Origin of the sequence: Hydrogenophaga sp. (assembly GCF_019635465.1) — a bacterium.
Lineage (GTDB): Bacteria > Pseudomonadota > Gammaproteobacteria > Burkholderiales > Burkholderiaceae_C > Hydrogenophaga.
This window is the reverse complement of sequence record NZ_JAHBZK010000002.1, coordinates 60,534-81,910: the sequence shown is the minus strand read 5'-3', so window position 1 is coordinate 81,910 and position 21,377 is coordinate 60,534. Positions and strand designations below refer to the sequence as shown.

At 58.7% G+C, this 21,377-nt stretch carries 17 protein-coding genes; 9 read left to right on the top strand and 8 right to left on the bottom strand.

Translation table 11 applies throughout. The annotated features are described in order from the left end of the window. Positions 1–92: 92 nt before the first annotated feature. Positions 93–1,643, bottom strand: a complete 1,551-nt coding sequence (locus KF871_RS02065; protein WP_291137603.1) for a site-specific integrase — start codon at positions 1,641–1,643, stop codon at positions 93–95. After that, entirely contained in the window at positions 1,636–1,896 is a 261-nt protein-coding gene (locus KF871_RS02060; RefSeq protein WP_291137601.1) for a hypothetical protein, read from the bottom strand. Before KF871_RS02060 ends, KF871_RS02065 begins: the two co-directional genes overlap by 8 nt. 151 nt (positions 1,897–2,047) lie before the next feature. Here KF871_RS02060 and KF871_RS02055 point away from each other — a divergent pair, with 151 nt between their 5' ends. The 3 genes from KF871_RS02055 (at position 2,048) to KF871_RS02045 (ending at position 5,149) form a co-directional block, all read left to right on the top strand. Then, positions 2,048–2,266 (top strand): helix-turn-helix transcriptional regulator, encoded by a 219-nt coding sequence (locus tag KF871_RS02055; RefSeq protein WP_291137598.1) that lies wholly within the window; start codon positions 2,048–2,050, stop codon positions 2,264–2,266. A 210-nt stretch (positions 2,267–2,476) separates the two neighbouring features. Continuing rightward, positions 2,477–3,553 carry an RES family NAD+ phosphorylase gene (locus KF871_RS02050; protein ID WP_291137596.1) on the top strand — a complete coding sequence of 359 codons (1,077 nt, stop codon included), beginning with the start codon at positions 2,477–2,479 and terminating at the stop codon, positions 3,551–3,553. Between the two features lie 396 nt (positions 3,554–3,949). Further along, positions 3,950–5,149 carry a TIR domain-containing protein gene (locus KF871_RS02045; RefSeq protein ID WP_291137594.1) on the top strand — a complete coding sequence of 400 codons (1,200 nt, stop codon included), beginning with the start codon at positions 3,950–3,952 and terminating at the stop codon, positions 5,147–5,149. Between the two features lie 171 nt (positions 5,150–5,320). On the opposite strand, the gene KF871_RS02040 is transcribed toward KF871_RS02045, so the two are convergent. Continuing rightward, entirely contained in the window at positions 5,321–5,929 is a 609-nt protein-coding gene (locus tag KF871_RS02040) for a hypothetical protein (protein WP_291137591.1), read from the bottom strand. Between the two features lie 1,227 nt (positions 5,930–7,156). Here KF871_RS02040 and KF871_RS02035 point away from each other — a divergent pair. Continuing rightward, entirely contained in the window at positions 7,157–7,786 is a 630-nt protein-coding gene (locus KF871_RS02035) for a hypothetical protein (protein ID WP_291137589.1), read from the top strand. Positions 7,787–8,000: 214 nt separating this feature from the next. Here the strand turns inward: KF871_RS02035 and KF871_RS18740 are convergent, their stop codons facing one another. Genes KF871_RS18740 through KF871_RS02020 form a run of 4 tightly spaced genes read right to left on the bottom strand, consistent with a single transcriptional unit; the run spans position 8,001 to position 10,422 of the window. Further along, a complete protein-coding gene (locus KF871_RS18740; RefSeq protein ID WP_367171995.1) occupies positions 8,001–8,345 on the bottom strand; it encodes a DUF6527 family protein in 345 nt (114 codons plus the stop codon). Continuing rightward, positions 8,345–9,742, bottom strand: coding sequence for a ThiF family adenylyltransferase (locus tag KF871_RS02030; RefSeq protein ID WP_291137587.1), 1,398 nt, complete (start codon positions 9,740–9,742; stop codon positions 8,345–8,347). The genes KF871_RS18740 and KF871_RS02030 overlap by 1 nt, the downstream gene beginning before the upstream one ends. A 2-nt stretch (positions 9,743–9,744) precedes the next feature. After that, positions 9,745–10,143, bottom strand: coding sequence for an E2/UBC family protein (locus KF871_RS02025; protein ID WP_291137585.1), 399 nt, complete (start codon positions 10,141–10,143; stop codon positions 9,745–9,747). Between the two features lie 3 nt (positions 10,144–10,146). Next, the gene (locus tag KF871_RS02020; RefSeq protein WP_291137581.1) at positions 10,147–10,422 is read right to left on the bottom strand and encodes a multiubiquitin domain-containing protein; all 276 of its coding nucleotides are present in this window, start codon (positions 10,420–10,422) and stop codon (positions 10,147–10,149) included. A gap of 138 nt (positions 10,423–10,560) precedes the next feature. Between KF871_RS02020 and KF871_RS02015 the strand changes: the two genes are divergently transcribed. The 5 genes from KF871_RS02015 to KF871_RS01995 all read left to right on the top strand — a co-directional run bounded on the left by KF871_RS02015 (position 10,561) and on the right by KF871_RS01995 (position 19,866). Next, a complete protein-coding gene (locus tag KF871_RS02015) occupies positions 10,561–11,136 on the top strand; it encodes a hypothetical protein (protein ID WP_291137579.1) in 576 nt (191 codons plus the stop codon). A 91-nt stretch (positions 11,137–11,227) separates the two neighbouring features. Beyond that, positions 11,228–11,506: a hypothetical protein gene (locus KF871_RS02010; protein ID WP_291137577.1), complete on the top strand. Its 279-nt coding sequence runs from the start codon at positions 11,228–11,230 to the stop codon at positions 11,504–11,506. A 35-nt stretch (positions 11,507–11,541) separates the two neighbouring features. Beyond that, positions 11,542–12,894, top strand: coding sequence for a hypothetical protein (locus KF871_RS02005; protein ID WP_291137575.1), 1,353 nt, complete (start codon positions 11,542–11,544; stop codon positions 12,892–12,894). After that, on the top strand, positions 12,854–13,075 hold the full coding sequence (locus KF871_RS02000) for a hypothetical protein (RefSeq protein ID WP_291137573.1): 222 nt from the start codon (positions 12,854–12,856) through the stop codon (positions 13,073–13,075). Before KF871_RS02005 ends, KF871_RS02000 begins: the two co-directional genes overlap by 41 nt. A 995-nt stretch (positions 13,076–14,070) precedes the next feature. Beyond that, positions 14,071–19,866, top strand: coding sequence for a site-specific integrase (locus KF871_RS01995; RefSeq protein WP_291137570.1), 5,796 nt, complete (start codon positions 14,071–14,073; stop codon positions 19,864–19,866). On the opposite strand, the gene KF871_RS01990 is transcribed toward KF871_RS01995, so the two are convergent. After that, the gene (locus tag KF871_RS01990; RefSeq protein ID WP_291137568.1) at positions 19,859–21,103 is read right to left on the bottom strand and encodes a hypothetical protein; all 1,245 of its coding nucleotides are present in this window, start codon (positions 21,101–21,103) and stop codon (positions 19,859–19,861) included. The two genes, KF871_RS01995 and KF871_RS01990, sit on opposite strands and share 8 nt — an antisense overlap. Between the last annotated feature and the right edge of the window lie 274 nt (positions 21,104–21,377).

Genomic DNA, 21,377 nt, shown 5'->3' with positions numbered 1-21,377 from the left:
CTTCCGTGGACCTTCAGCGGGTGTTCCGCAGGTCGTGTAGGTATCGAGCGAAGCGCCTGGGCGCTCTACCGGTTCTCAACGGGCTATGAGCGTCATCCCTGCCTCAGGAACGGTGGCTCGGGCGGGGGCTTGAACAGCGCCGCGATCTCGGCATCGGCTTGTCCCCCGCCGACCCGTTTCTTCGCGCTGGTTCCCGCCGCATCCTTTCGACGCCGCGGTGCAGGCAACACCTCAAACGCCTGCGCGTCGTTGACTGCCGCCGTGCTCGCCTCTACCGCCTGCAGCGGCGCACCCGAATCGACCTGGAGCGTTGTGGGATCAAGCGCGTCGTTGACGGCGGCATCAGATGAGGCTGTATCAGATGAGGCTGCACGTGCGCCGGACTGACTGGTGCCAGGCAGCATGGCGCCCTCTTCCGGCAAACGCACCACCAGGCCTTGCACCGGCGCGACCGAGATGTGCTGCTTCAGTAGGCGCTCCATGGCCGAGCCGTCGCGGCGCGTCAGGTTGGGCACATAGCGGCTGTACACCCGAAACAGCATCTCGGTGCTGGTGTGGCCGAGCTGGCGCGCGATCCACTCCGGCGCCTCGCCTGCCGCGAGCCACAGCGTCGCCGCCGTGTGGCGCATCTGGTAAGCGCGACGGTGCGGCAGCTGCAGGTGGCGCAGCAGCGGTGACCAGACCCGATTCAGAAAATTCTGGTTGTCGATCGGCTCACCCTTGCGGTTGCAGAAGACGAACTCGGAGAGTTTTCCGGTGGCCTTGAACTGCGCCTGCAAGGCGTCGAACACCAGATCGGTCATCTGGATGTCGCGCACACTGCCGTCGGTCTTGAGCTCATCCTCTTCCTTCATCACGATGGCCTCGCGAACCAGGATCAGGCGACGCTCGAAGTCGACGTACTTCCACTTGAGACCGTGGACCTCTCCGGTGCGCATGCCGGTGAAGAAGCGCACGGTGAAGTAACTCCGAAAGTCCGCCCGCACGGTCGTGAGGATCTGCTGGACCTCCTCGAGCGTGAAGGGCATGACGTCGCTGCGCTTCATCTTCAGCGGCTTGATGTTGCGGAACGCTGAAGTGAACTCCAGACGGTCGGCCGCCTCGTTGAGGATCTGCCGCAGCGGCTTCATCACGGAGTTGATGCGGCGGTTGGACAGCGTGGAAGAAGCTTTGCGGGCGGGTACTTTGGCGAGCGTTGCCCGAAAAGCCAGAACGTCTGCCTTGGTGATGCAGCCGACCTCTTTGTCCCCGAAGTACGGGATCAGGTACTGGTCCAGCGATCCCCGTTGCGTGACGCGGTAGCTGCGGCGCCAGGACACTTCACACTCGGCGAACCACATGTCGGCGAAGTCCTTGAACAAGGGCGTGCCGGTGCGCGTGGTGGGCTGAATGCTTGCAGCGTCGTTGATCGAAGCTTCGGCGATCCCTTCACCAGGCTTGGTGGGAAGTGGCTTGCCGAAGGTTTTTTCGTAGTCGAACGTGCCGAGGGCGATTTCGCCTTCGATGCGCTCGAGGGCCTTTTGAAGGCGCTTGCGGTTGGTCTCGGTATCTGGCAATGCGGTCTGCTCGCGCAGACGCTGGCCGAGATACTTGAAGTCCAGAAACAGAAGCCCGGACTCAGGGCGGCGGCGAATACTACCCACGGAGCGCACCTCCGCTGCTCATGGGGATGCCGGAGCTCATCACCCGCGAGTGGCGCGCCATGTCCTCCTGGATGTGCTCCCAGATGTAGAGCGTCTTGCGGCCACCAAAGGGGCGGATGTAGTGCCGCCCTTCGATGAGCACGCTGTCCTTCAGCCGATCGCGGATCGTTCGGCTGTCGTACTTGATCAGCGCCGACAACTCGTCGGTCGTTAGGTAGGTCTGATGCGGCCCGGCCGCGATAGGGACTTGCATGTTTGGCTCTCCTTTCTTGAGCAGTTACACTGGGAGACCAGTTTGCGAAGCAACAGGTGTTTTTGATCTCCTGTAGATCACTATATCCCATGCTTTGACCCACAACAACCCTTTTTGATCTTCTATAGATCATTTTCTGACAAACGGGGTCATGATCCGCTGCCATTTCGCCCGCCTGATGGGGGAGCGCAAGCTCAAGATCGCGGACGTCGCGCGCGACACGGGGATCAATCGGGGAACGCTGACCAGGCTGTACTACGAGACAGCGGAGCGGATTGAACTGGAGGTACTCGATCGACTTTGCGAGTACTTTCAGATCGATATCAGTGATCTGCTTGAACGGGTCAACTCAGACCAGACGTCGGGATAGGTCTGGTCCCACCGGAAGTGGCGTAGTAGCTCGCGATTCTTGTCCAGCTCGAGGGGCAGTTGAGCAGCGATTGCAGCCAATCGCGGCGCAAACCGGTATGTGTGCTGACTGGTACAAGGCAGTCTTTCGTTGCCGCCCGCGCTGAGAATCAGCGTGGGGCAATGCGCTACCTCTCAAACCTCAACGCCGCGGGCATCGCCGATTCTCGAGATGACGACGACTAGCAACGACAGCGGTCCCCATCTTCTCTGCTCAGACTGCTTTGTGGATGAGGGTCTCCGTATCGACGCTTATAAGCACGGCCTTGAGAAGGAGGGCGATTGCCCAAACTGCAAGAGTCCGAATGGCCGGAAGCTCACCAAGAATCACATTGAAGCTCTAGCTTGGCGCTTCTTTGTGAGTGGCACGACAATTCGGGGACCATATGGCGGCGCTCCGGTCATCCAGTTCAACGAGTACCACTATGGCAGGAGCGACATCTCCCCATCGCAATGGTTGAAGGGTGACATCAAGCTGATCGAGGACGCAGCGAAGATCGGGTTCTTCCACTACGGGCCCCGTCTCTGGATGGTAGGAGAAGTCGAGCCTCTAAGGGATCTTGAAGATCCGGCAAAGCGTCTTCAGGTCATCGCGCGCGTTTTGAGAGAGTATCCTGAGAAGACGCTAGCGAAGGGCTCCGCCTTTTATCGCCTCCGTGTCGGACCTCGACAACCTGCAGACCCCAGTGAGTACGACAGCCCGCCAACTGAACTGGCAGGCAAAGGGCGGCTTGACTCAGTCAGCTTCCCCGTTCTGTACGGCTCGCAGGACATCGATATCTGCATTCACGAGTGCCGAGCAACCGCCGAGGATGAGATCTTCGTCGCGACGCTGAAGCCGCAGCGGGATATGAGGTTGTTGGATCTGACGCACGTTCTCAAGGAGGATGTGACGGAGTTCGAAAGCTTGGACATGGCGATTCACATGCTGTTCCTTGCACGCTCTCACTCCTACGAGATCTCCCGCGCGATTGCGTTGTCAGCGAGGGATGCAGGCTTCGATGGAGTAATCTATCCCTCGTTTTTCAGCTTGATCCGCACGGGCGGGCGTCCCTTCGAAACTGCCTACGGGCTTTCGCTGCGTCGATTTCATCCTCAGGCTGAGGAGTACGGCCGCACCTTCACGATTCCGAACTTCGCACTCTTCGGGCGCCCAATCGAGAAACGGTCGGTGAGTGTGCATTGCATCAATCGATTAGTCCTCACCCAGATCGGCTACGTGGGGCATTTCGGTCCCGTGGTCTACTAGCTCATAGTCGCCTGAAGGCGTCTGATGGCTCGGAGGGCGTAGGCAGTAGTGCGCAGCGCAACGTTCGATACGCGGAAGGGCACATTCCAGTGACTCCATGCAGTCCGCGTTGCATACGGGCTAGGTCCGACGTCGTCGGACTGGTGACCGGCGTGCACGTTCACTCACACGCCATGGGCGAATGTTCGACGTCAGTTTTCGGGGCGGCCTCGTCTGACCAGGCTTCCCTTTCGCAGCGGTTGCCGCCGGTCATACTTCGCGAACAGAGGATCGCCGCCCACGGTGGAATCAACCGGGGGGAACCGGATGCTCAATGTGGAGGGAGGTCCTAATGTCCCCGGCGACCCATTCACTACACCACACCACAGCGGTCAAGCATCCGCCAAGAAAGCGAACGTGCTCAAGGTATTTCTGAACCACGCATCGGAGGACAGGGCGCTTGTCCTGCCTTACTTTGAAAAACTCAGGGCGCTTGGGCATGAGCCCTGGATCGACAGGAAGCTGCTGCCAGGCCAGCGCTGGGATGAAGAAATTCAGCGCGCCTTTTATTCGTCTGATGTAGTTCTCATCTTCATGACGCCACGAAGCGTTCGCAAACGCGGCTACGTTCAGCGGGAGATCCACGATGCACTGGAGCGGTTGAAGTCACTTCTACCCGGCGACATCGGTGTGATTCCATTGATGCTTGAGGAGTGCGAAGTCCCGCACCAAATTTCTCAAGTGCTTCAGTACATCAGACTTCCAAACGAATGGCACAAGGTGGTCGAGTCACTCTCGTTGGCAGCGCAGCAACGCGAGATTGCCGTCAATGACGGTTTGCCCTTGGGACCATTTTTGGTCTACCCACGCAAAGAAGTTCTTGAGTGGTCTGGACTACCCGGCTATTCGCTCGAGCTTCGTTTCCCGCACTTTGAGTCATCCACACTTTCGAATATCGCTCTTGAGTTGAACGAGTACGTGACCGCAATGCGCTTCGATTGCCTCCTTGAAGCACGGCGAACGAAGTTGGAGCAGGATCCAGAGCGGTTCAAGCATTGGGTCGGTACCGATAGTGAATTCGCTGCAAGCTCCTTCAGCTTCTCTTTAGAGCCGGTGCTTGTTGGCGAGTCGATCATCAGCATGATCCGTTACGAGTTCGGATACTTCGCTGGCGCCGCGCATGGATTTCAGGGCGCGACCACGCACAACTTCGTTGCAAAGGACGATGGTCTAGTGAAGTTGCGGTTGGAGGACTTCTTCTCTGATCCATATTCGGCCTGTCAGCACTTAACAGAGCTCTGTATTCAGAAGATTGAGAAGGAGTGGGAAGCGCGGTTCGAAACCCCGCCAAGCGCTGACGATCGCGAGGAGATTGCACGATCGTTCCCTCCCGAATGGTCGACCTACCTCCACTTCTCACTCAGCGCGACCGGCATCAGCGTGTACTTTCCCCCCTACACACTGGGTGGCTATGCCGCAGGCTCATGGAGCGCTGAATTTTCTTTCGATGAGCTTGGACCACTGTTGAAGTTCGACGGTCCGCACTTGCTCGCCAAGAGGGCAAACGCCGTCGCGTTTGTTCACTCAGACGTTGACGGTCCTGCTGCACACGCCTAACTAGATTGGGCGACCCGCGCATGGGCGCACGAATGACTGTCTCTCGGGACACCCGCGGCAATTTGGAACGGACTACTTGGTCGACAGCAACCTGTCTGACTCGTTCGTTCGTCACTCATCTGGGGTAATGCGACGGACACGCCTAACTTCTGGCCGTTGTTCGCAGCGAGGCTATGTCAACGGCAATGCAATGAAAGTCTTGACCTGCCAGAAAGCGCCGATGGGCGCACCGACGACGTCGCACGCTCCTTGCACCACCGCCGGCATGCGACCAAGCCCCAGAAGTGCGATCTCCACTTCTTCTCCGACCGCGTCGAGCATCGGTTGGGCTAGTAACGAGACTGGGATCAATGCTTCGCGCACCACATCATCGAGCGCGTTGGTGCGTAGCCGTTCGAAAAGACGCCCTAGTGCGTGTTGACTGATATTCGCCAGAGGCGGGCGTGATTTGAGGTTGCCCAATCGAACGCGCCCTTTGTCGTCGTAGTCGATGGCAAACACCTTGATCCCTTCAAGAGTCCTGCGACCGGGCGCAAGCCTGTCGATTCTCGCTTGCGAGACTGGAGTGTCCAGGCACCAGACGCGCGTGCCCACTTTGAATCCAGGGCCTACGCGCACCCGCTCTTCGCGCAGGAATAGCGACGACTTCCGCATTGTCGAAAGCGTCATCATTGCGGTGTTGTTACCGCGGTCTGCATCAAGCGTATCGACTGCCTGCCGCGCCAACTGCTTGGCGTAGCGTTCATCGACCCATGACGCGGTGTTGCTGCGCTTAACCATGATGTGCTCCCTCTCTGTTCCTGCGCAATCTCATGTTCTCAGAACAGCCGTTCGACCACTCGAATCGGTGTACCAACAAAAGACCAGCATTACTTTTCAGCGCCAGAGGATCTCAGCGTTTGCCTCAAGCAAGCTATCGATTGAAATGTGCCGGTCGGCAGCACCCAGTCTTGAACAGCCTCTGAGCCTAGCCGCGCATTGGACGGCCAACATGCAACTTTTGATCAAACGAGAACACGTGCTCCCTCGGGGAGTTGCCGCAGCGACCTACGATTCGGCATTTAAACTCTTCGCCTCCGTCGTGTAGCAAGACACGCCCTTTGCATTGGGGACAGGTGGCGGTGTATCGCACGAATGCGAACGCTCCCTTCTTGTTTCCTTCTCTGGGTCGCAGCTCCAAGGTAACGTGGTCTTCTTTGAGGGGAACCAGGAAGTCCGGAGCCATGACAATCCCGAGGTCGGCAAGCTGACTCAGAAATTTAAATAGACCCCACATAGTCCATGAGGCGAAGCTCCACATGACCGCGTAGGAAACGTGCGCGGTAGATAGAGGACTGTTTGAGCGAAGCCCCGTGACCACCATCCACCACGCGCTGAACGAAAGCAGAAGGATTGCGATAGCAACAAAAGCGCTTGTGGAAGCGACTAGTGGAAGGGTGTGGCGCACAACTCCGCCACGCAATCCAGCCGATATCACTGCCCCTGGAGCCGCCACGGCCGCGGGCGTGTACCTGATCCCTCCGTCCGGGGTGGGTGTCGGATGCATGTCGCCAGGATCCATCTCCACGGGCTCCGCGGTCAGCTGGTACTTGGCGGGTGAGCCATGGAGTTTCCTGAGTTTGGGCGTAAACCTGTAGCCCATTTGAATCGCGGTCGATCTCAGACCTGGGCCCCAGCTCTCCTCGAGACCCTCCAACTGTTTCCACAACGGGCTCATCCACGCACTCGCCCCTTTGACAGCATTGGCCGCCACGATTTCTTTCAACGCCACCGTTTCGAACTCGATGGTCGCTAGTTCGTGACCCCGCTCAGCTGCGATGTGGGCCATGTGGCGGAATACTTGGACAGCTTGATTTCGCTGAGTCTGACCGGTAACTTCCAGAAATGTGAGCGCCACCTTACCAGCCTGCGTCAACGCAGACTCGGACGGTACATGGAGGTTTGAGGACTGCAAATCTGACTTCATCACTGGCAGCTTACCCGCACCCGAACCAACTGAGGTGTGACATGAGCAAGAAGCAATATTCGCGGTCTCGCGCGGTGCGCAATGCGCGCAAGCGCTCGGGAAAGCGGCGGCAAACCAAGTCTAGGGGCCTCGTCAGCATTCACCGGATGGCGATCAACCTGCTTCGAGAACAACTTCAAACGGGCCACATCTTGTACGGGTGGTTCCACGGTGGCGTGACGTGGCGGGGTGCGATTCCTTTGATACAGAAAGGGGTGCACGTGACTGTTCGGGCGGAAGCTCCACTGAAGGCTGCCGGACGGCGATACATACCCGACCTGGTGGTGCACTGCGCGATTTCAGGTCGCCTCCTCTTGGCCATAGAGGTCTGGCATACACATGCTGTGTCCACCATCAAACGCTTGGCATACCAATCGGCGGGCATTCCTTGGATTGAGGTACGGGCATGGGCAGTCATCTACCGCCGCCCGGGTCACCGCCTGCCCGTATTGGATTGGGGTGGCATCGGAGCGATTGAAACGCCTAACCAATTGAGGCTGTTCGAGTCGACTCACTCAGCCATCAAACCGCCTCGAAAGAGGGCAAACGAGTTGTTCAGCCTCAGAAGCAGCGATTGGCGTCTACCGGAAGCGCGTGCGCCGTTCGGCGCGCTAGCTGGTCTTATTCAATGACAAGTTGCGACTGGGGCGGCCGTTCGACGATGTCAACGGGAAAGACGGTCTCTGACCCAAAGCGCGCCTATTCCTAGGCGATACCAGCGATCAACGTGTTGATCCGCCCCATGTTCCTAGTTCGTATATACACATTCGCCCGTTCTCTGGCGCGCAACTCTCTGCGCTCTGCGCGATCACTCGTCCAGTGAGTACGCGCGCTGTCATCGACGATCTACGAGTCATCTGGATAGGCCCATAGCACCTTTCCGTTTCTGATGTAGAAGTGACTGCGACAGCCCTTTGTCCGCCAAACAGACGGCCACAAAGAAATCGAACCCAGCGGGTGGATGGCGTGCCGCCATCTCGGGTTATCGTTCTCGATCAAACTAAGCGTGATGACGTCACCGCATCCACAAGGACAGATGAACTGCGCGGACCAAGGTTTCGGTTGGTCCCCGATCAAGTAGACGAAGCCGGGACGGGTCACAGGCGGCGGATCCTCAGCCCACTCGTAAACGTACTTCAGGCGCGGGTCAAGTACCAGCCTGAAGGCACGCGCGAGACGACCCCAAATCATCATCTCTCTCCGACGCTAAGTTCGGGCATGTCGAGCATGGGTTCGACGTCTCCTTTGCCCACGTGGCGCTTGAAAACCGGACAAGGTAGGCCGTCCGGCTCGCCCGCGAATATGCCATGCGACAGACTGACTCGAAAAACCGCAGTGTCTCCGTTGGCTTCAATACGGTAAGGGTGCAGTCGCGCCAGGAACTCGTTGATCGCCAGGCTCGCAATCAGCATGTTCAACTGAATAACAGCTGGCTGATCTTCATTGACGCCCTTGATATAGCCCTCGCCCAGGAGCTTGCTGTATTCGCCGGGATCCGTTCGATACAGCCCAGCGACGCGGACCTGCTCCATGGTGAATAGGTGGCGGCTCAGCAGGCTCGATCCGCCAGGCTGGATGTAGTGAACCGTACCGCACACTTGGTCGACACCACCGGCCCCGTCGGCGTCGATGCGCACCCCCAGGTCGAAGTAGGGAATGGCGTAAAACGAGGCTAGCTTGTTCAGCGCAAACCGGCCGTCTACTGAGTCCATACAGCCGAAGAGGACGTCGCAACTCGCCAGCGCTCGCGCCGCCTCGCGGTTGAATAGGGTGCTCTGGAATGCCAGCACCTCTGTGCCCATATCCAGCTGAGAGATAGTTCGCCGGGCGAGTTCGACTTTGGGCAGCCGAGCGGCGACGTCGGCCATCGTTGAATTCAGGATCCGGTTAAGGTTTTTGCGCTCGACGACGTCAGGGTCGACCAAAACCAGCGAACCAACGCAGTTGCGTGCTAGTTGCTCGATAACCGGGCTTCCCGTTCCCGAGCACCCCACAACGCCGACGCGCAAGTGAGCTAACTTTTCGTAGGTGCCCTTACCGAAGGTCTGCGCTATCCTGTGACCTTGCTCCGGAACGCCCTGATTTGCACGTGGCGCATCGAACACTCGGATATCGTCTCCTACGACAGTCACTCTCGCCAGTGCCTCGAAGCTGCCATCGGGCGCCACGACACGGCCGAAACAGCGGCCATCGTCCATCATCACCACACTGCCATGGGGCTGGTCCTGATCCATCCAGCCATAGATGCTGGAGAACAATTCGCGATCGGACTCATCATCGATCGCAGAGAATTGATCAAAACCCCGGTGTCCGTGGATCTTCACGAGCGACATGTTGTGCTTGTTCGCTTCTGCCAGCAGCGGCAGCAGAATTGCTGTGGACCACGTCACACGGTCGGGTCTGCGGACGCTACATTGGCTGTAGGGCACAAGCACGACCTTGCGCGCTACCAGCCTATGACCGTAGGCAGACTCTGCGCGCCCACACAACACGATAGCGACGGCTTCACAGCCGTCTGGCGGAAAAAGGTGAGAGGCCAACTCCTCGAATTGGAACTGCGCCAACGTCAACGACATGCCCATGTTCATGTTCAGACCTTCTTGAGCTCCTGCGCCAGCCATTCCTGGACAAGCGCGAAATGGGTGCCCAAGCCGTCGATGCCGGGACGCCAAGGGTTCGAAGGCGTGCGGTGCCGACTCCAGCGCTGCCACTCCTGGCCGGCGAAGCTGTCCGAACTGGTCGCGCGGATCGCGCGCCCGCTTTGAAGTGTCAGTGCCGGTAAGAAGTAGGCCATGTCGATCTGGGCGTCGGGGTAGCCCGGCTCGATCCGCACATTGACATCAACGGTCGAGACGTTGTAGCCGGCGGGCACTGGAAAGTTGTGTAGGACTACACGCAGAACGTTGGCCTCTTCGGCTAGGTCATAGGCGTAGCCGCAGCCGTCGAGCCACTCCATATCCTCCGCCGGCAGCGAGAACTCCCTGCGCATGCCTCAACCCTCCGTCTGATCTAGGGGCAAAGTGACGAAGTGCTCTACGCCCGGCTCGCGTAGGTCAACGTCCTCGTCCAAGCCGATTCGCTCGGGCTGGGCGCCCTTGCGCTTGATATAGACACCAAACTGATCTACCGGCACCTTTCCTGCAAGCTGCAGCAAGGCGGCGCCGGAGATCAAGGGTTGGAGCACATCAAAATGCACCTTGTCGATCGTAATTTTGTAGACCTGCTTACGGTCCGAGTCCTTAGCGGCGGAAGTGTTTTCAGCTGTCATGGTGTACCTATTGCCTTTCTGGGTTCGCGGTGATTGGCCGCTCAACTAGATATGCGCACCAGCACACCCTAACCAGACAGAAATCTTTTGTGAGGGACATGTCCGCAACCCGCTTGCGGGCGCGCATACATTCTTGAGATGACCAGCTTTGCACCGCAGCCAAGAGAAGTGGCCTCCCCCCATCAGGTGGCGGAGGCCTTCTCCATGTTGTCTCCTGGTGAGCAACAGTCCTTGCGACAGATTGCCAAGCTGCGCGCGCTCGGCCTGCCCTCCATGAGCTGGGAAGATCTGCTGCACGAAGCGCTTTACCGAGCGCTGGCCGGAGCACGCCTTTGGCCACTAAGCGTCAGTTTGGTCGCCTTCCTAGCACAGACCATGCGCAGCATTGCCAGCGAGGTACGCGCTCGAACCGCCAACGAACCGATTGAGCAGGCTGCGATTGGGGCCGATGACGAGGGGCCCAGCGCCGTAGAAACTGTGGCCGGCGAGCAGACACTGGAAACGGAGTTGGCGGCCCGTCAAGCCATCCGGCAAGTGGAAGCGCTGTTCTCCGCTGACCCTCAAGCCTTGCATGTGATCCATGGACTGGCTGAAGGGCTAACACCCACCGAAACACAGGCGCGCGCAGGAATGAACCCAGTGCAGTATGCGAGCGCCCAAAAGCGGATCCAGCGCACCTTGGCGCGTAAGTTTGGAAGGACAAGCGATGAGTAGGAAGCTAAACGCCGCGCAGCAGCTCGAAGGCCTGCTAGATGGTCTGGAAGACCTAGTCTTGGCAGCTCAGTCCCCGCACGCCATGCCCGCTATGGAACGAGCCGATCTCGCGAAGTCGATGCGACTGGTCTTGGCGGCCAGCACTGCGCGGGCGAACTTGGAGGCCAAGCCCCAGATGGCACGGCTCAGCAGATCTCGGGCGACCCCGGCCGTCAAGCTGCGCGAGTTGCGGGCCTTGCTCAACCCGCCGTCTGATGTGGGGTTGCAGGGGGCGGCTGCGTTTGAGGGAGATGACTCTCGTCAGTCTGACTTTGACTCTCTTATTGATGACATCGCGCGCATCATCTCGAACAAGCAGCAAAGAAAATAGAGGTCAAGGCCTGTCGGCCGCTGGGAGGGAATAACGTGACGGCAGAAGTGGTGGTAATGAACCGGCTCGGGATCGCGCTAGCCAGCGACAGCGCGGCGACCGTGCGTTCCAATGGCAAGGCGAAGTTCTTTCACGCAGACAAGCTGTTCATGCTTTCGAGCTTTCATCCCGTCGGCGTGATGGTCTACAACAACTCTTCGCTCTTGGGTGTTCCGTGGGAGGTCATCTTCAAGATGTACCGCGCCAAGCTCGGCGAAAAAAGTTTCCCACATCTGAAGGGCTACGCAGCCGATCTCATTGCCTTCCTGACTGACAACCTTCAGCTGTTTCCGCTCGACGTGCAGGAGCACTACTACAAGCTTCTCATCGGCACGTTCTTCACTGGGATTGCGCATGGCATCAAGAAGCGATTCGACGCCTTGGTCAACAACGGGGAAGGCATTACCCAACAGGACCTAGAAGCCATTCCCACCGCTGTGGTGACAAATGCTTTGAAGGAGTGGAAAGCCAAGAAAGAGGCTGCTTGCTTCAAGAAGGACGTGGCGACTGATTTGAAGTCCAAGCAGTCGGGTTTAATCTCCGGCTTGACGATGAAGGTCTTCGAAGGGTTGAAGCCCGCAGTTCTGCACAAGCTGACGCCCGACTTGTACGAGCTGGCCAAGCTGGTTGTCCAGAAGGACGAGATTGTCATGGAGTCCTTGACAGGATTGGTCATTGCCGGATACGGGGAAGCCGAGCACTTCCCAGTCATGCAGCAGTACGAGATTGGTGGGGTTTTCGAGGGCGAACTGAAACACAAGCTCGTGGAGACCTGGGAGATCAGCAAGGACAAAACGTCCGTGATCAAGCCATTTGCACAATCCTCTATGGCCCAGACCTTCTTGGAGGGCATCAGTCCAAAGGTTGAGATTCAGGTGGTCCGGGCACTTGCGAAAGCATACGTACAGACGCCCGAGGCCATCATTGACGGGTTCCCTGGCGTCTCCAAAGTCAGGAAGGAAGCCTACAAGGCTCAATTGAGCGCTGTGTCCGTGAAGGCTGCGAAGAGTGCAATCGAGGAGTTCTCGGGGTTCAAAGAGCGAAACCACAGAATGCCGATCCTCCAGTCGGTCGTGCATCTGCCGAAAAAGGAGCTTGCGCACGTGGCGGCTTCCCTTGTGACTTTGAGCTCGTTTCAGAAACGCATGACGACCGGGGAAGATGAGACTGTCGGTGGGCCAATCGACGTGGCAGTGATTTCGAAAGGTGATGGCTTTGTCTGGATCGATCGAAAGCACTACTTCCAACCCGAGTTCAACGAACATTTCTTCAGGAATCGTCCCGCCAAGTCTGCGAAAGGAGAACCGATTGATGAAAAGAGCAAGGAAGACGAAGGCAACGCCGGCTAGCCAAGCCAACGAGCGAATGTTGGCGGAAGTCAATGCCATCGTAGATGATTTCATCAAGGAGAACCCGCGACTGGAGTTCACGGATTCTTCGGACATTGATGACTCGAAGGAAGGCGAGAGGGAAGAACAGGAGCTTGCGGACATCTATCGCAAGCATCTAGGACTGCTGGGATCGAACTAGGCTTTGATTTGTCTGTCTTGCGACTGATGTTTGTGCCGCTCACATTGGATCGCACACTGATAGCGTGAGACCGGCTCGAACTCGATGACGCAGCGACTACAAATGCTTGGCCGGGTTGATGCCAAACCTACCGGCAGCGAAGACATGTTTTGGCTCGTTCACTAGACCTATTCGTGGTCGCCCGCGATAGAGCCTACTGGACGAACTCTCGAAGAATGCACCCAGTCCCATTGAGCTGAACAGCAGTCGTGCTGTTGGTACGCATAACAACAGACTGCGTTCCGATCATTGTGGTAGCGAAACCCGTCGGCGCGGCGATGTGAAGGATGTTCAAGTCAACTTGGCTGGAACATCTCTAACGTCGCAACGCTGGCCCCGCGTTGGAGCCTGGCCGGTCAATGAAGCGCGACTTGGTTGTGCGAAGTGTGCATCTTGGATGAGGGTGCAATGCTCGCTTTGGGCTGGGTGCAACCGATCAGTTCTAACGGTCGAGAGGCAGAAACCGTTGCGAAAGAGACCTACGCGATCAGTTGTAGGAACTCGCCACGAAAGGCGCAGGTATTGCAGAAGCGTCCTGGCACGGGGCAAGGGTCGAAACGGGCCATAGAGCAATATAGTGTTGGCACATGTCGGGCACAGCCAAGGCACAAGAAGACCTGCGGCAACCATTGCGACCATTGGCCAAAATGCACGCTGTGCCCACGAAGGCATGCTGGGGTCAACTAGGTAGAAGCCAATCAACTGCCTTTGTGATTGGCTACTCACCGAGGAGACAAGGTTTGGCGCGGCTGGCGGGGATCGGCTTCGGAGGGCGTTCCCATAATCATGTCGTCGCGATTTAAGTAGTCGCGTTGAGTGCCGATAAGGCGGAAAGTGAACCCCGAAATGGCGCCCGCACGAGGAGGACCCTTGCGGACGCCATGACGCTTACCGCGGACTTGCGCCGCCCAGGCGCTGCACCAGAAGGGGACCACAACCCTCTTTTTGGCCCGCCCTTGATCACCTCTCCGCCCGTTTTCGAACTCGACGCCTGGGCACTCCGGCATCGAGTTCCGACCCTCACCCACCACCTCTGGCTAGCGACCAGCTCGCCTAGAAGAGCACTTTTTTCGCACACCTTTGAGTTTCTTGTGCAGGCGGACACGCAAGCTGTACTGCTCGCCTGGAAGGGTCATTCCGATCAGGCAGGACGTCTGCTCAGGGTCAGCCACGCTGCGCAACGTCAATTCCCGCCTCTGCCAAAGCCGGAGGTCGCAGGGCGGGTCAAGGCGACCTTCAACGCAGAACTCAAGAGCTGCCCCCTCGCCCTCTTGTTGGCCTGCCCGGCGCCTGACATTGCTGGGAATCCAGCAGGGTTGCTCGCGCTAGCAGCACAAAGGGTGCTGCTGTTGATTCGAGCGCTCGCCCAAGCTGAACAACGATATGCGGCGGGCCCCGTGATCAATGACGTGTCAACGCAGATGCGCTTGGCACTCGACAGCAAAGCAAATGATCCAGAAAAGCTCGCGCTCTTTCTAAAGCTGCCGAACTTCAGCGCTGACTTTTCGAGCTATTGCGCCGGGCTTGCGAACGATGCGGAGCTCCAGATCGCCGAGTTGAAAGAGCTATCCGGCGCAGGTGAATCCACTGAAAGAAAGACACTTCGGCGAATTCGTGACTTGGCTGCGGGCCACCTTGGCGACCCAATCCCCCTGGATAACAGGTCGCATGAGGTCAACCTCATAAAGCCACCGGTCCTGCCGGCCCGCATCGATTTGGGGCCGCTCGACGTAGAAATCCCATGGGCCCCCATCGTTTCCGCCAAGGCCGACGATCTGGAGAATTCGGGCGATGAAGAGCCAACAGGGATTGAGGTCACCGAGTACGACCGGCCCGTCCCGCCTGAACTGCAATACCGGCTCGGCAAAGGCCACATGCTGCAGACGCAAGCAGATCGAAATCTCCTACCGTACGCATGGAATCGGCTGCGGCCCGACGAAATCGACGGACTTCGCGTGCTGCTGGCCGAACTGCTAGGAAGCGCCGAGGACGCTCTGCTTGGCGCCTTCGCACATTTGGCCTTGCTTGCACGCTGCTCGATCGAGACAGTCTCCAATATGGTGCTCGGCAGCGACGCCACGACTTCTGCCTGGACGCTCGACATCGAAGGCGCCCGATTGTTGCGCCGCATCGTCCAACCCACTGAGGGATCCATCGCGGCGGAGAAGGAACCGCCACTGCGCAAGCCCTACCCAGGCTGGATCCGCCCCTTGGCCAACGTCCAGGTCCTAGACCTTTCACCTGCGCTCGTCGTACCGCTTCGGCAAGCGTTAGCGGCCAAACCCAATGCACTTGCACTTGGAAAGTTGTGGCCTACCGAAGAAGAGGAAACGGCTCCATGGACTGCGTTCAACCAACGGTGCGCCAAGACGCGTGGTCTGGAACGCGTTACACAAGGTCTGCTGGGTCACACGGCAGAGCAGGTCGTCTTCGATGAGACGAACAGCGCCGTCATGGCTCGCATGCTGCTGGTGCCGGCACACGCTGTGAAACCAGCCGCCGGATGGTATGCATCCTGGAGCTTGGGAGAAGCCAACCGGGCGATGGCCTGCATCGCACCCGGCGGGGTAGTCACCACGCCTTCCCAAGGCGATGACCACAATGGTCTGGGAAGTGGCATCGATCCTGACGACGAGCGGCTGCGCGCGGCATTTTCCCAGGCGCAGGACAGCCTGATAAACGTCATGGCGGGCAACGGTCCCGGCGGCTGGATAGAGCTGCACAACCAGATCACCACCTACAGCGTTGTCGTCTTGCTGGCATGCACAGGCGCTCGCCCGGTGAGCTCCGTGTTCGAGCGAGCTGCCGACTTCGATCTTGAGCGTGGCAGGCTCTTCGTTGATGACAAGGCCATCTCGAATCACAAGCAGGATCGCTGGGGCAGGCTCGTTCCGCTACCAGGCCTGGTCAAAAAGTTAATCGAGGGCTTGTACCGCCCGTACCTGTACGCGCTGCTCGAAAGCTTGCGCTCGACTGGGCAGATTCACCTTCAGCCATTAATCAACGCCATCGACGGTCAACTTCAGGGCAAGCCGGATTGCGCGTTGCCCTACTTCTTTCACTTGCGCCAGGTGCGCGACGGCGCACTCGAAATCCGAGAAGTGGATGAAAGCGGGCTGGCGGAAGGTGCCTTGTTCGACTGGCCACTGCCCTGGAACCTGTTTCGACACCGGATGGCCACTCGGCTGCGCTCGTTCGGGCTGGATGAAGAACTGGTCGCGGCACAACTGGGCCACACCGAGTCCGGCGCCGCCACGTATGGTGACTTCTCCACTCGCTGTTGGGAGCAGGACGAGACGCCATGGCGCGAGAAGCTAGCGAACGCCATCGCGCCACTGCGCATCGAACCACCGACGTTTACATCGAGTCAGACTCGAATCCCCATCACGTCCGTTGCGCGCGTCGCCCTCTTGTCAAATTTTGGCTCGGCAAAGCGTCTGCGGGCGCGACAGGACACGAGACGCCAGGCGCTACGGGAAGCCCGGACCTACCTGCTGCGGCGACTCTCCGAGTGGGCAGATGACCCAAAGCTGGCACACGCTGCCGACGGGAAGCCCGAGAAAGGTGCGTCGGACGAAGAGGCTTTACCCCTCGACCGAGCCGAATTCCTCAAGAGCATCGATCCCGAGCGGTGGACCGAACTCGGTCGCCGTATGCTCTTCAACGACAAGGACACGCCTCGCGCCAACGCGTCCATCTGGTATGAAGCCTATGAGGAGCTGGCCGAGCGAATTCACGAACGCTACCGTGTGCGCTTGCGCTCGAAGTTCGCGGCGCGCCAGCATCTGCTCGAGCGCCCCGCCTTTCATGAAGATTGCATTGGCATCACCAAACGACTCGGCAAGCTGAGAAACGCATTAGATGAAGCGTTCAAGAGCGCGCCGCCCGCGTCCAAGATGTCGCACTCGCTCAAGGAGCTGCTGCTGGCATTCGATCTGTGCCTCAGCGCACGTGTCACCGACTCTCGTTTTCTGCTTCGCTTGACCTCGAAGAACAGTGGCCGGCTTCGCTATCACATCCGCAAGAACGTCGCTTACATCGGATTTCACCCCGAGCGGACCGATGACGATGGCCTTCCATTCGCGTGGTTCATCTTGCCCGAGCGGTCCTTTGGGATATTGCTCAAGCTCAAGGAAGGGGAGCAATCGAGTCGTGATTCGAGTGCGGCAAAGGGTTTGCTCGCACCATTCCTGAACGAACTTGGCGTTAAAGCGACCGGGGACTACCGTGTCAGGGCCATCGAGGCTATCGCGCACCTGGTCGAGTGTGAGAACGCCATCGTTCTTCCTGGAATCGCTGCAGCATCAAGAAGTTCGCGCCTCCCATCATGGTCCTTGTCGGCACAAGAGCTCGCCCGCGTCCAGTTCGGTCGGCTCATTGCTCCGCTATCTGACGTGGCGGCCAGCGCTGACGTCCAGGATCCCGAAGACGAGGAAGAAGAGGATGAAGATCCTGCGGAAGACGTCGCGGAGCTTTACAGCTCCGGCGTCGAAGCCTCGACGGAGGAGAACCAAGAAGAGCCCTACGATTTTTCCTACCCCTATGTCCACGACGGCCGCGGCAGCGAAGAAGTCACCCGGACATTGCTGCGGAAAGTGCGAGAGGCGTTCGCTGGGTTCAAAGTCGCGATCCCAAAAGACAAGAGCCCCACCAGCGAGGTCATCAGCGGCCATCGCGCCAGCGTTGCGGGGAAAATCAGCGAAGCCCTGAAGATTCATGGCAAGGACTGCTCCAGCGCTGCGCAGATCCTGGTCGCCTGGATTCTGGAGCTGCTGTGCAACAAACGCGCCAGCGGGAGATGGCTCAAAGCCCGCTCTGTGTTGCGCTACTTGGACGCGCTCTCCGTTGGCTTCGTCGAATACTCCTGCGAGCTCGATCTCTTCAACGCGGACGAGATTGAGATCGAGATGTTCTATGACCGCGTCCTGCGAAGGCCACATGTCACAAAGCGGTCCAACGACAAGGAGCCATTGACCCAGCGCCTGAAGAATCAGCGCTACATCCTGGCGCGCTTGATGGACTTTCATCGATTCGCCGAGAAGGAGTACGGTGTTGACTCACCGGACTGGTCGGCTTTGGGTGCGGATCTGACTGGTTCCATGGTTTCCGCACATGTCATCACACCGACGGAATACCACCTCGCGCTGCAGAGCCTGTGCCCGCGCTCGGTGACCTTCGATCGCGAGGCAACGTTGGATGCGTTCGTACTGTTGCTTGGCTACCGATTCGGTCTTCGTGCTTCCGAGGCGATTTCGCTTGCTCGCTCGGACTGGGTGACAACCTCTGGCGCGTGCGTCGTGGTGATCAGCGCCAGACATCGAAGCACCAAGTCGTTCGCTGGGCGGCGCCAGATTCCGCTGATGGGTACGTTCTCTGATCATGAACAGCTCATTGTTGAAAGTTGGCTCAAGCATTGGGAGCTTTTCGCTCCAAAGGACCCAAACGCCCCATTGTTCTTCTCTGAGGTCAACCCCAAGATCCCGACGCAGGTGCAGCCTCATCGCACACGCATCGTGAGCACACTGCGCGCCGTTTGCAGCAATGACAGCGTGACCTTCCACCACGCGCGGCACTCTTTTGCCAACCTGCTCGCACTGCGCTTGATCTTTCCCGAATTGCTGGACACATACCCCGCTTTCGCGTTCGACGAGCTTTGGGATGCACGCCAGACTTCCCTGCAACTCTTGAAGCACGACAAGCCAACCCGCCGCGCTGCATGGGCGCTGGCAGCGACGCTTGGACACGCACACCCGCAAACCACCTTCCATCACTACACGCACCTCCTACACGACTGGGCCAATGTCCATTGCCAGAAGGCCAATCCGCGCGCGTTTGAGGCCGAGGTGCGTCATCGGATTGCCGAGCGCAAGTTCGATATCGAGCGCTGTGATGCGGATCCCGCATACCCTTTGGCCCCGCCGCCGCGCGCGGCCGCCGTGTACGCGCAATTGACGCCGAGAGTAGCGCTCGATGCGATGAAGCTCTGTGGCAGGGCGGTCAAGCTTGAGACGGTCGCTTGGCAGCTTCGACTTTCCCCGCTGAGCTCTGCGCGCTTGCAAGAGGCCTTTACGGCGCTGCAGGCCCACAAGCCTACCCGCAAGCCAGATCTGGTGCGTAAGGCAAAGGCGGCACGCCCTCGCGAGCCGCGCTCGCAGTACGCGCGGTTGGTGCTGAACCGCCCTCAAACTTCCTGGAATCGGATTGACGCACTGGTTGGTTTTCGCGCACCACTCGGGACGCCGGAGTCGCACCCGTGCGATCAGGTGGCTGACGCTCGGCAGATTCTGGTTTTCAGCGATGAGCATCTCATTCAGATCAATCGCTTCCTCGCTTGCATCGGTTGGTCGAAAGATGACGTCGATGTCTATGAACCGGACGGGTACGGGCTGACTATGCCTGCTGCGGCCAGAGCCCACGGGTTCAAGGTCATCGTTGGCCGCGACCGCTCTGGAAAGAAGCCAAAGAAGGTGAAGGACGAGAAGAGCGAGGACACGAAGCCCGCGCAAGGTAGCAAGAAGAAGCAAGCGATCCCTGCGGTCGTTGGTGTTGCAAGCCAGCGCGTAGAGCCTGTCTTTCAGGTTGAAGTGGCCAAGGTGCGCATCAAGGGCCAGCCTCGGCTGCTGGACCAAATAGATCGGCTCGCCATCGTTCCGGCGACACGAAATGACGAGCCCATTGAAGCGTGCAGCGACAAGGCCGTCTCACGCCCCGAGTTCGTTCTGATCTGGCTGGCCTTGCACCTGGCTACCTAGTGCTCGACACTGCGCCCGGTTGAGGCGCCGGAGTACGGACCACGTCGAATCGCGCGAGCTTGTATCGCTCGATCTTGTTTCCGTTTCGAACCTCTTCCAAGACGGCATTGATCAGCGGAAATCCTGCCCTCTCTGCAGCGCTGTGGTCGCGCTCGAATCTGCCACCGCCTAGGTCCTTTAGCCGCAGGAACGCGTGTTCGAGAGGTTCGAGGAACTTTGCCGCCTCGAACGCGACCTTGAGTTTTTTTGCGGGCTTGGTTGTAGTCTCCAACTTGATGGTTCTGCCGTGTCGATCCATGGCCAGGAACTGGTACTGCGCCTCAGGTAGTGGCTCGTCGATAGGTTCAACTGGCTGCTTTGCAGGAACGTTGAGTTCGAAGAGCGTATTGTTCTTGCCGTCATCGATTCGGATGACCTCACCCCTATCCCCCGAAAGCATGCTTGCCAAAGCCGAAGCCTTCTTCTTGACCTGCGCTTGAATCTCCGGCGCAAAGTCGGCGAGATGCGCGAGTGGATCGGGTTGTGGTTCAGCGACTCGGCTTGCAGCTTGGTCATGCAGTCTCATCTCTGTGGCATGGTCCTCACAGGCGACCGGTTCAGCGGACTGGACCACGATCCTTGAGTTCATCGCCCCCTCGATCTCGCAAGGCACGTCTTCGCCGTGCCCAGCCTGCCCTGCAGGTTGCTGCAGGACAAGTGCTGGCGCTCCTCCCCCCGACGCACCGTAGTCGCCCCGCGATTCAGGTGAAGCGCCACCTTCCAACTTAGGCGCGGTGGCATCCACCCTCTCCATCTCAACCTTCAATGCATTGATCACGTAGCGGACCAGTTGCGCCGATTCGCTGTCAGGAGCGGCATCAAGCACCAGTACTACGCATCGCCGCCCAATCCCGTGCTGAGTCTCCTCAATGCGAGGGCGAATCCGCATCAGATGCTTCAGATCAGGGCTGCGTTTCAGAACGAGAAACTGAACTTGGGTAAAGAACCGCTTCGCCCCGTGGTCCTCGAACTCATCTTCCGCCGGTTCCACATACCGCGGCTCACCAGGCCCTGCGTCCCACTCGCACTGGAAGGGATTGCCAACGATTTGCCGAAAAACGGTGCGGGGGGGCCTGGGTTGCTCACCCTTGCCCGACACCGAGCTATCGCGCGGGCTGAGACGATCGGTGTCTTCATGGGCAGGGCTGAGTTCATTTTCAATGTGAGCAGTCACTTCAATACTCTCGGATGGTTGCATAGCAAGATTGCTCAATACAACATGTCCGATTTGCTCAGCCAAACCAAACTGGACTCGCCAACTAAGTCACGAGACGGGCTGTCGGTGATGGCGGTTAGTCCTTTTCACCTAAAGAATCCGCCTCACCACATTCACCAAACCGGTTTTTGCTGTCTCGCACCGCAGCGTGAGCTGCGCCCCCTACCCAGCCCGGCCTGACTTACCGCAGTTTCGCGCAACCTAGTCAGTCGTCCTAAATCATGGACATTTCTTGCCATGGAGGTCAGAATGCCTG

Coding starts and splice junctions, on each gene's coding strand:
- KF871_RS02060 (WP_291137601.1), bottom strand. CDS start 1,896: ATGCAAGTCCCTATCGCGGCCGGGCCGCATCAGACCTACCTAACGACC.
- KF871_RS02055 (WP_291137598.1), top strand. CDS start 2,048: ATGATCCGCTGCCATTTCGCCCGCCTGATGGGGGAGCGCAAGCTCAAG.
- KF871_RS02050 (WP_291137596.1), top strand. CDS start 2,477: ATGACGACGACTAGCAACGACAGCGGTCCCCATCTTCTCTGCTCAGAC.
- KF871_RS02040 (WP_291137591.1), bottom strand. CDS start 5,929: ATGGTTAAGCGCAGCAACACCGCGTCATGGGTCGATGAACGCTACGCC.
- KF871_RS02035 (WP_291137589.1), top strand. CDS start 7,157: ATGAGCAAGAAGCAATATTCGCGGTCTCGCGCGGTGCGCAATGCGCGC.
- KF871_RS18740 (WP_367171995.1), bottom strand. CDS start 8,345: ATGATTTGGGGTCGTCTCGCGCGTGCCTTCAGGCTGGTACTTGACCCG.
- KF871_RS02030 (WP_291137587.1), bottom strand. CDS start 9,742: ATGAACATGGGCATGTCGTTGACGTTGGCGCAGTTCCAATTCGAGGAG.
- KF871_RS02025 (WP_291137585.1), bottom strand. CDS start 10,143: ATGCGCAGGGAGTTCTCGCTGCCGGCGGAGGATATGGAGTGGCTCGAC.
- KF871_RS02020 (WP_291137581.1), bottom strand. CDS start 10,422: ATGACAGCTGAAAACACTTCCGCCGCTAAGGACTCGGACCGTAAGCAG.
- KF871_RS02015 (WP_291137579.1), top strand. CDS start 10,561: ATGACCAGCTTTGCACCGCAGCCAAGAGAAGTGGCCTCCCCCCATCAG.
- KF871_RS02010 (WP_291137577.1), top strand. CDS start 11,228: ATGGAACGAGCCGATCTCGCGAAGTCGATGCGACTGGTCTTGGCGGCC.
- KF871_RS01990 (WP_291137568.1), bottom strand. CDS start 21,103: ATGCAACCATCCGAGAGTATTGAAGTGACTGCTCACATTGAAAATGAA.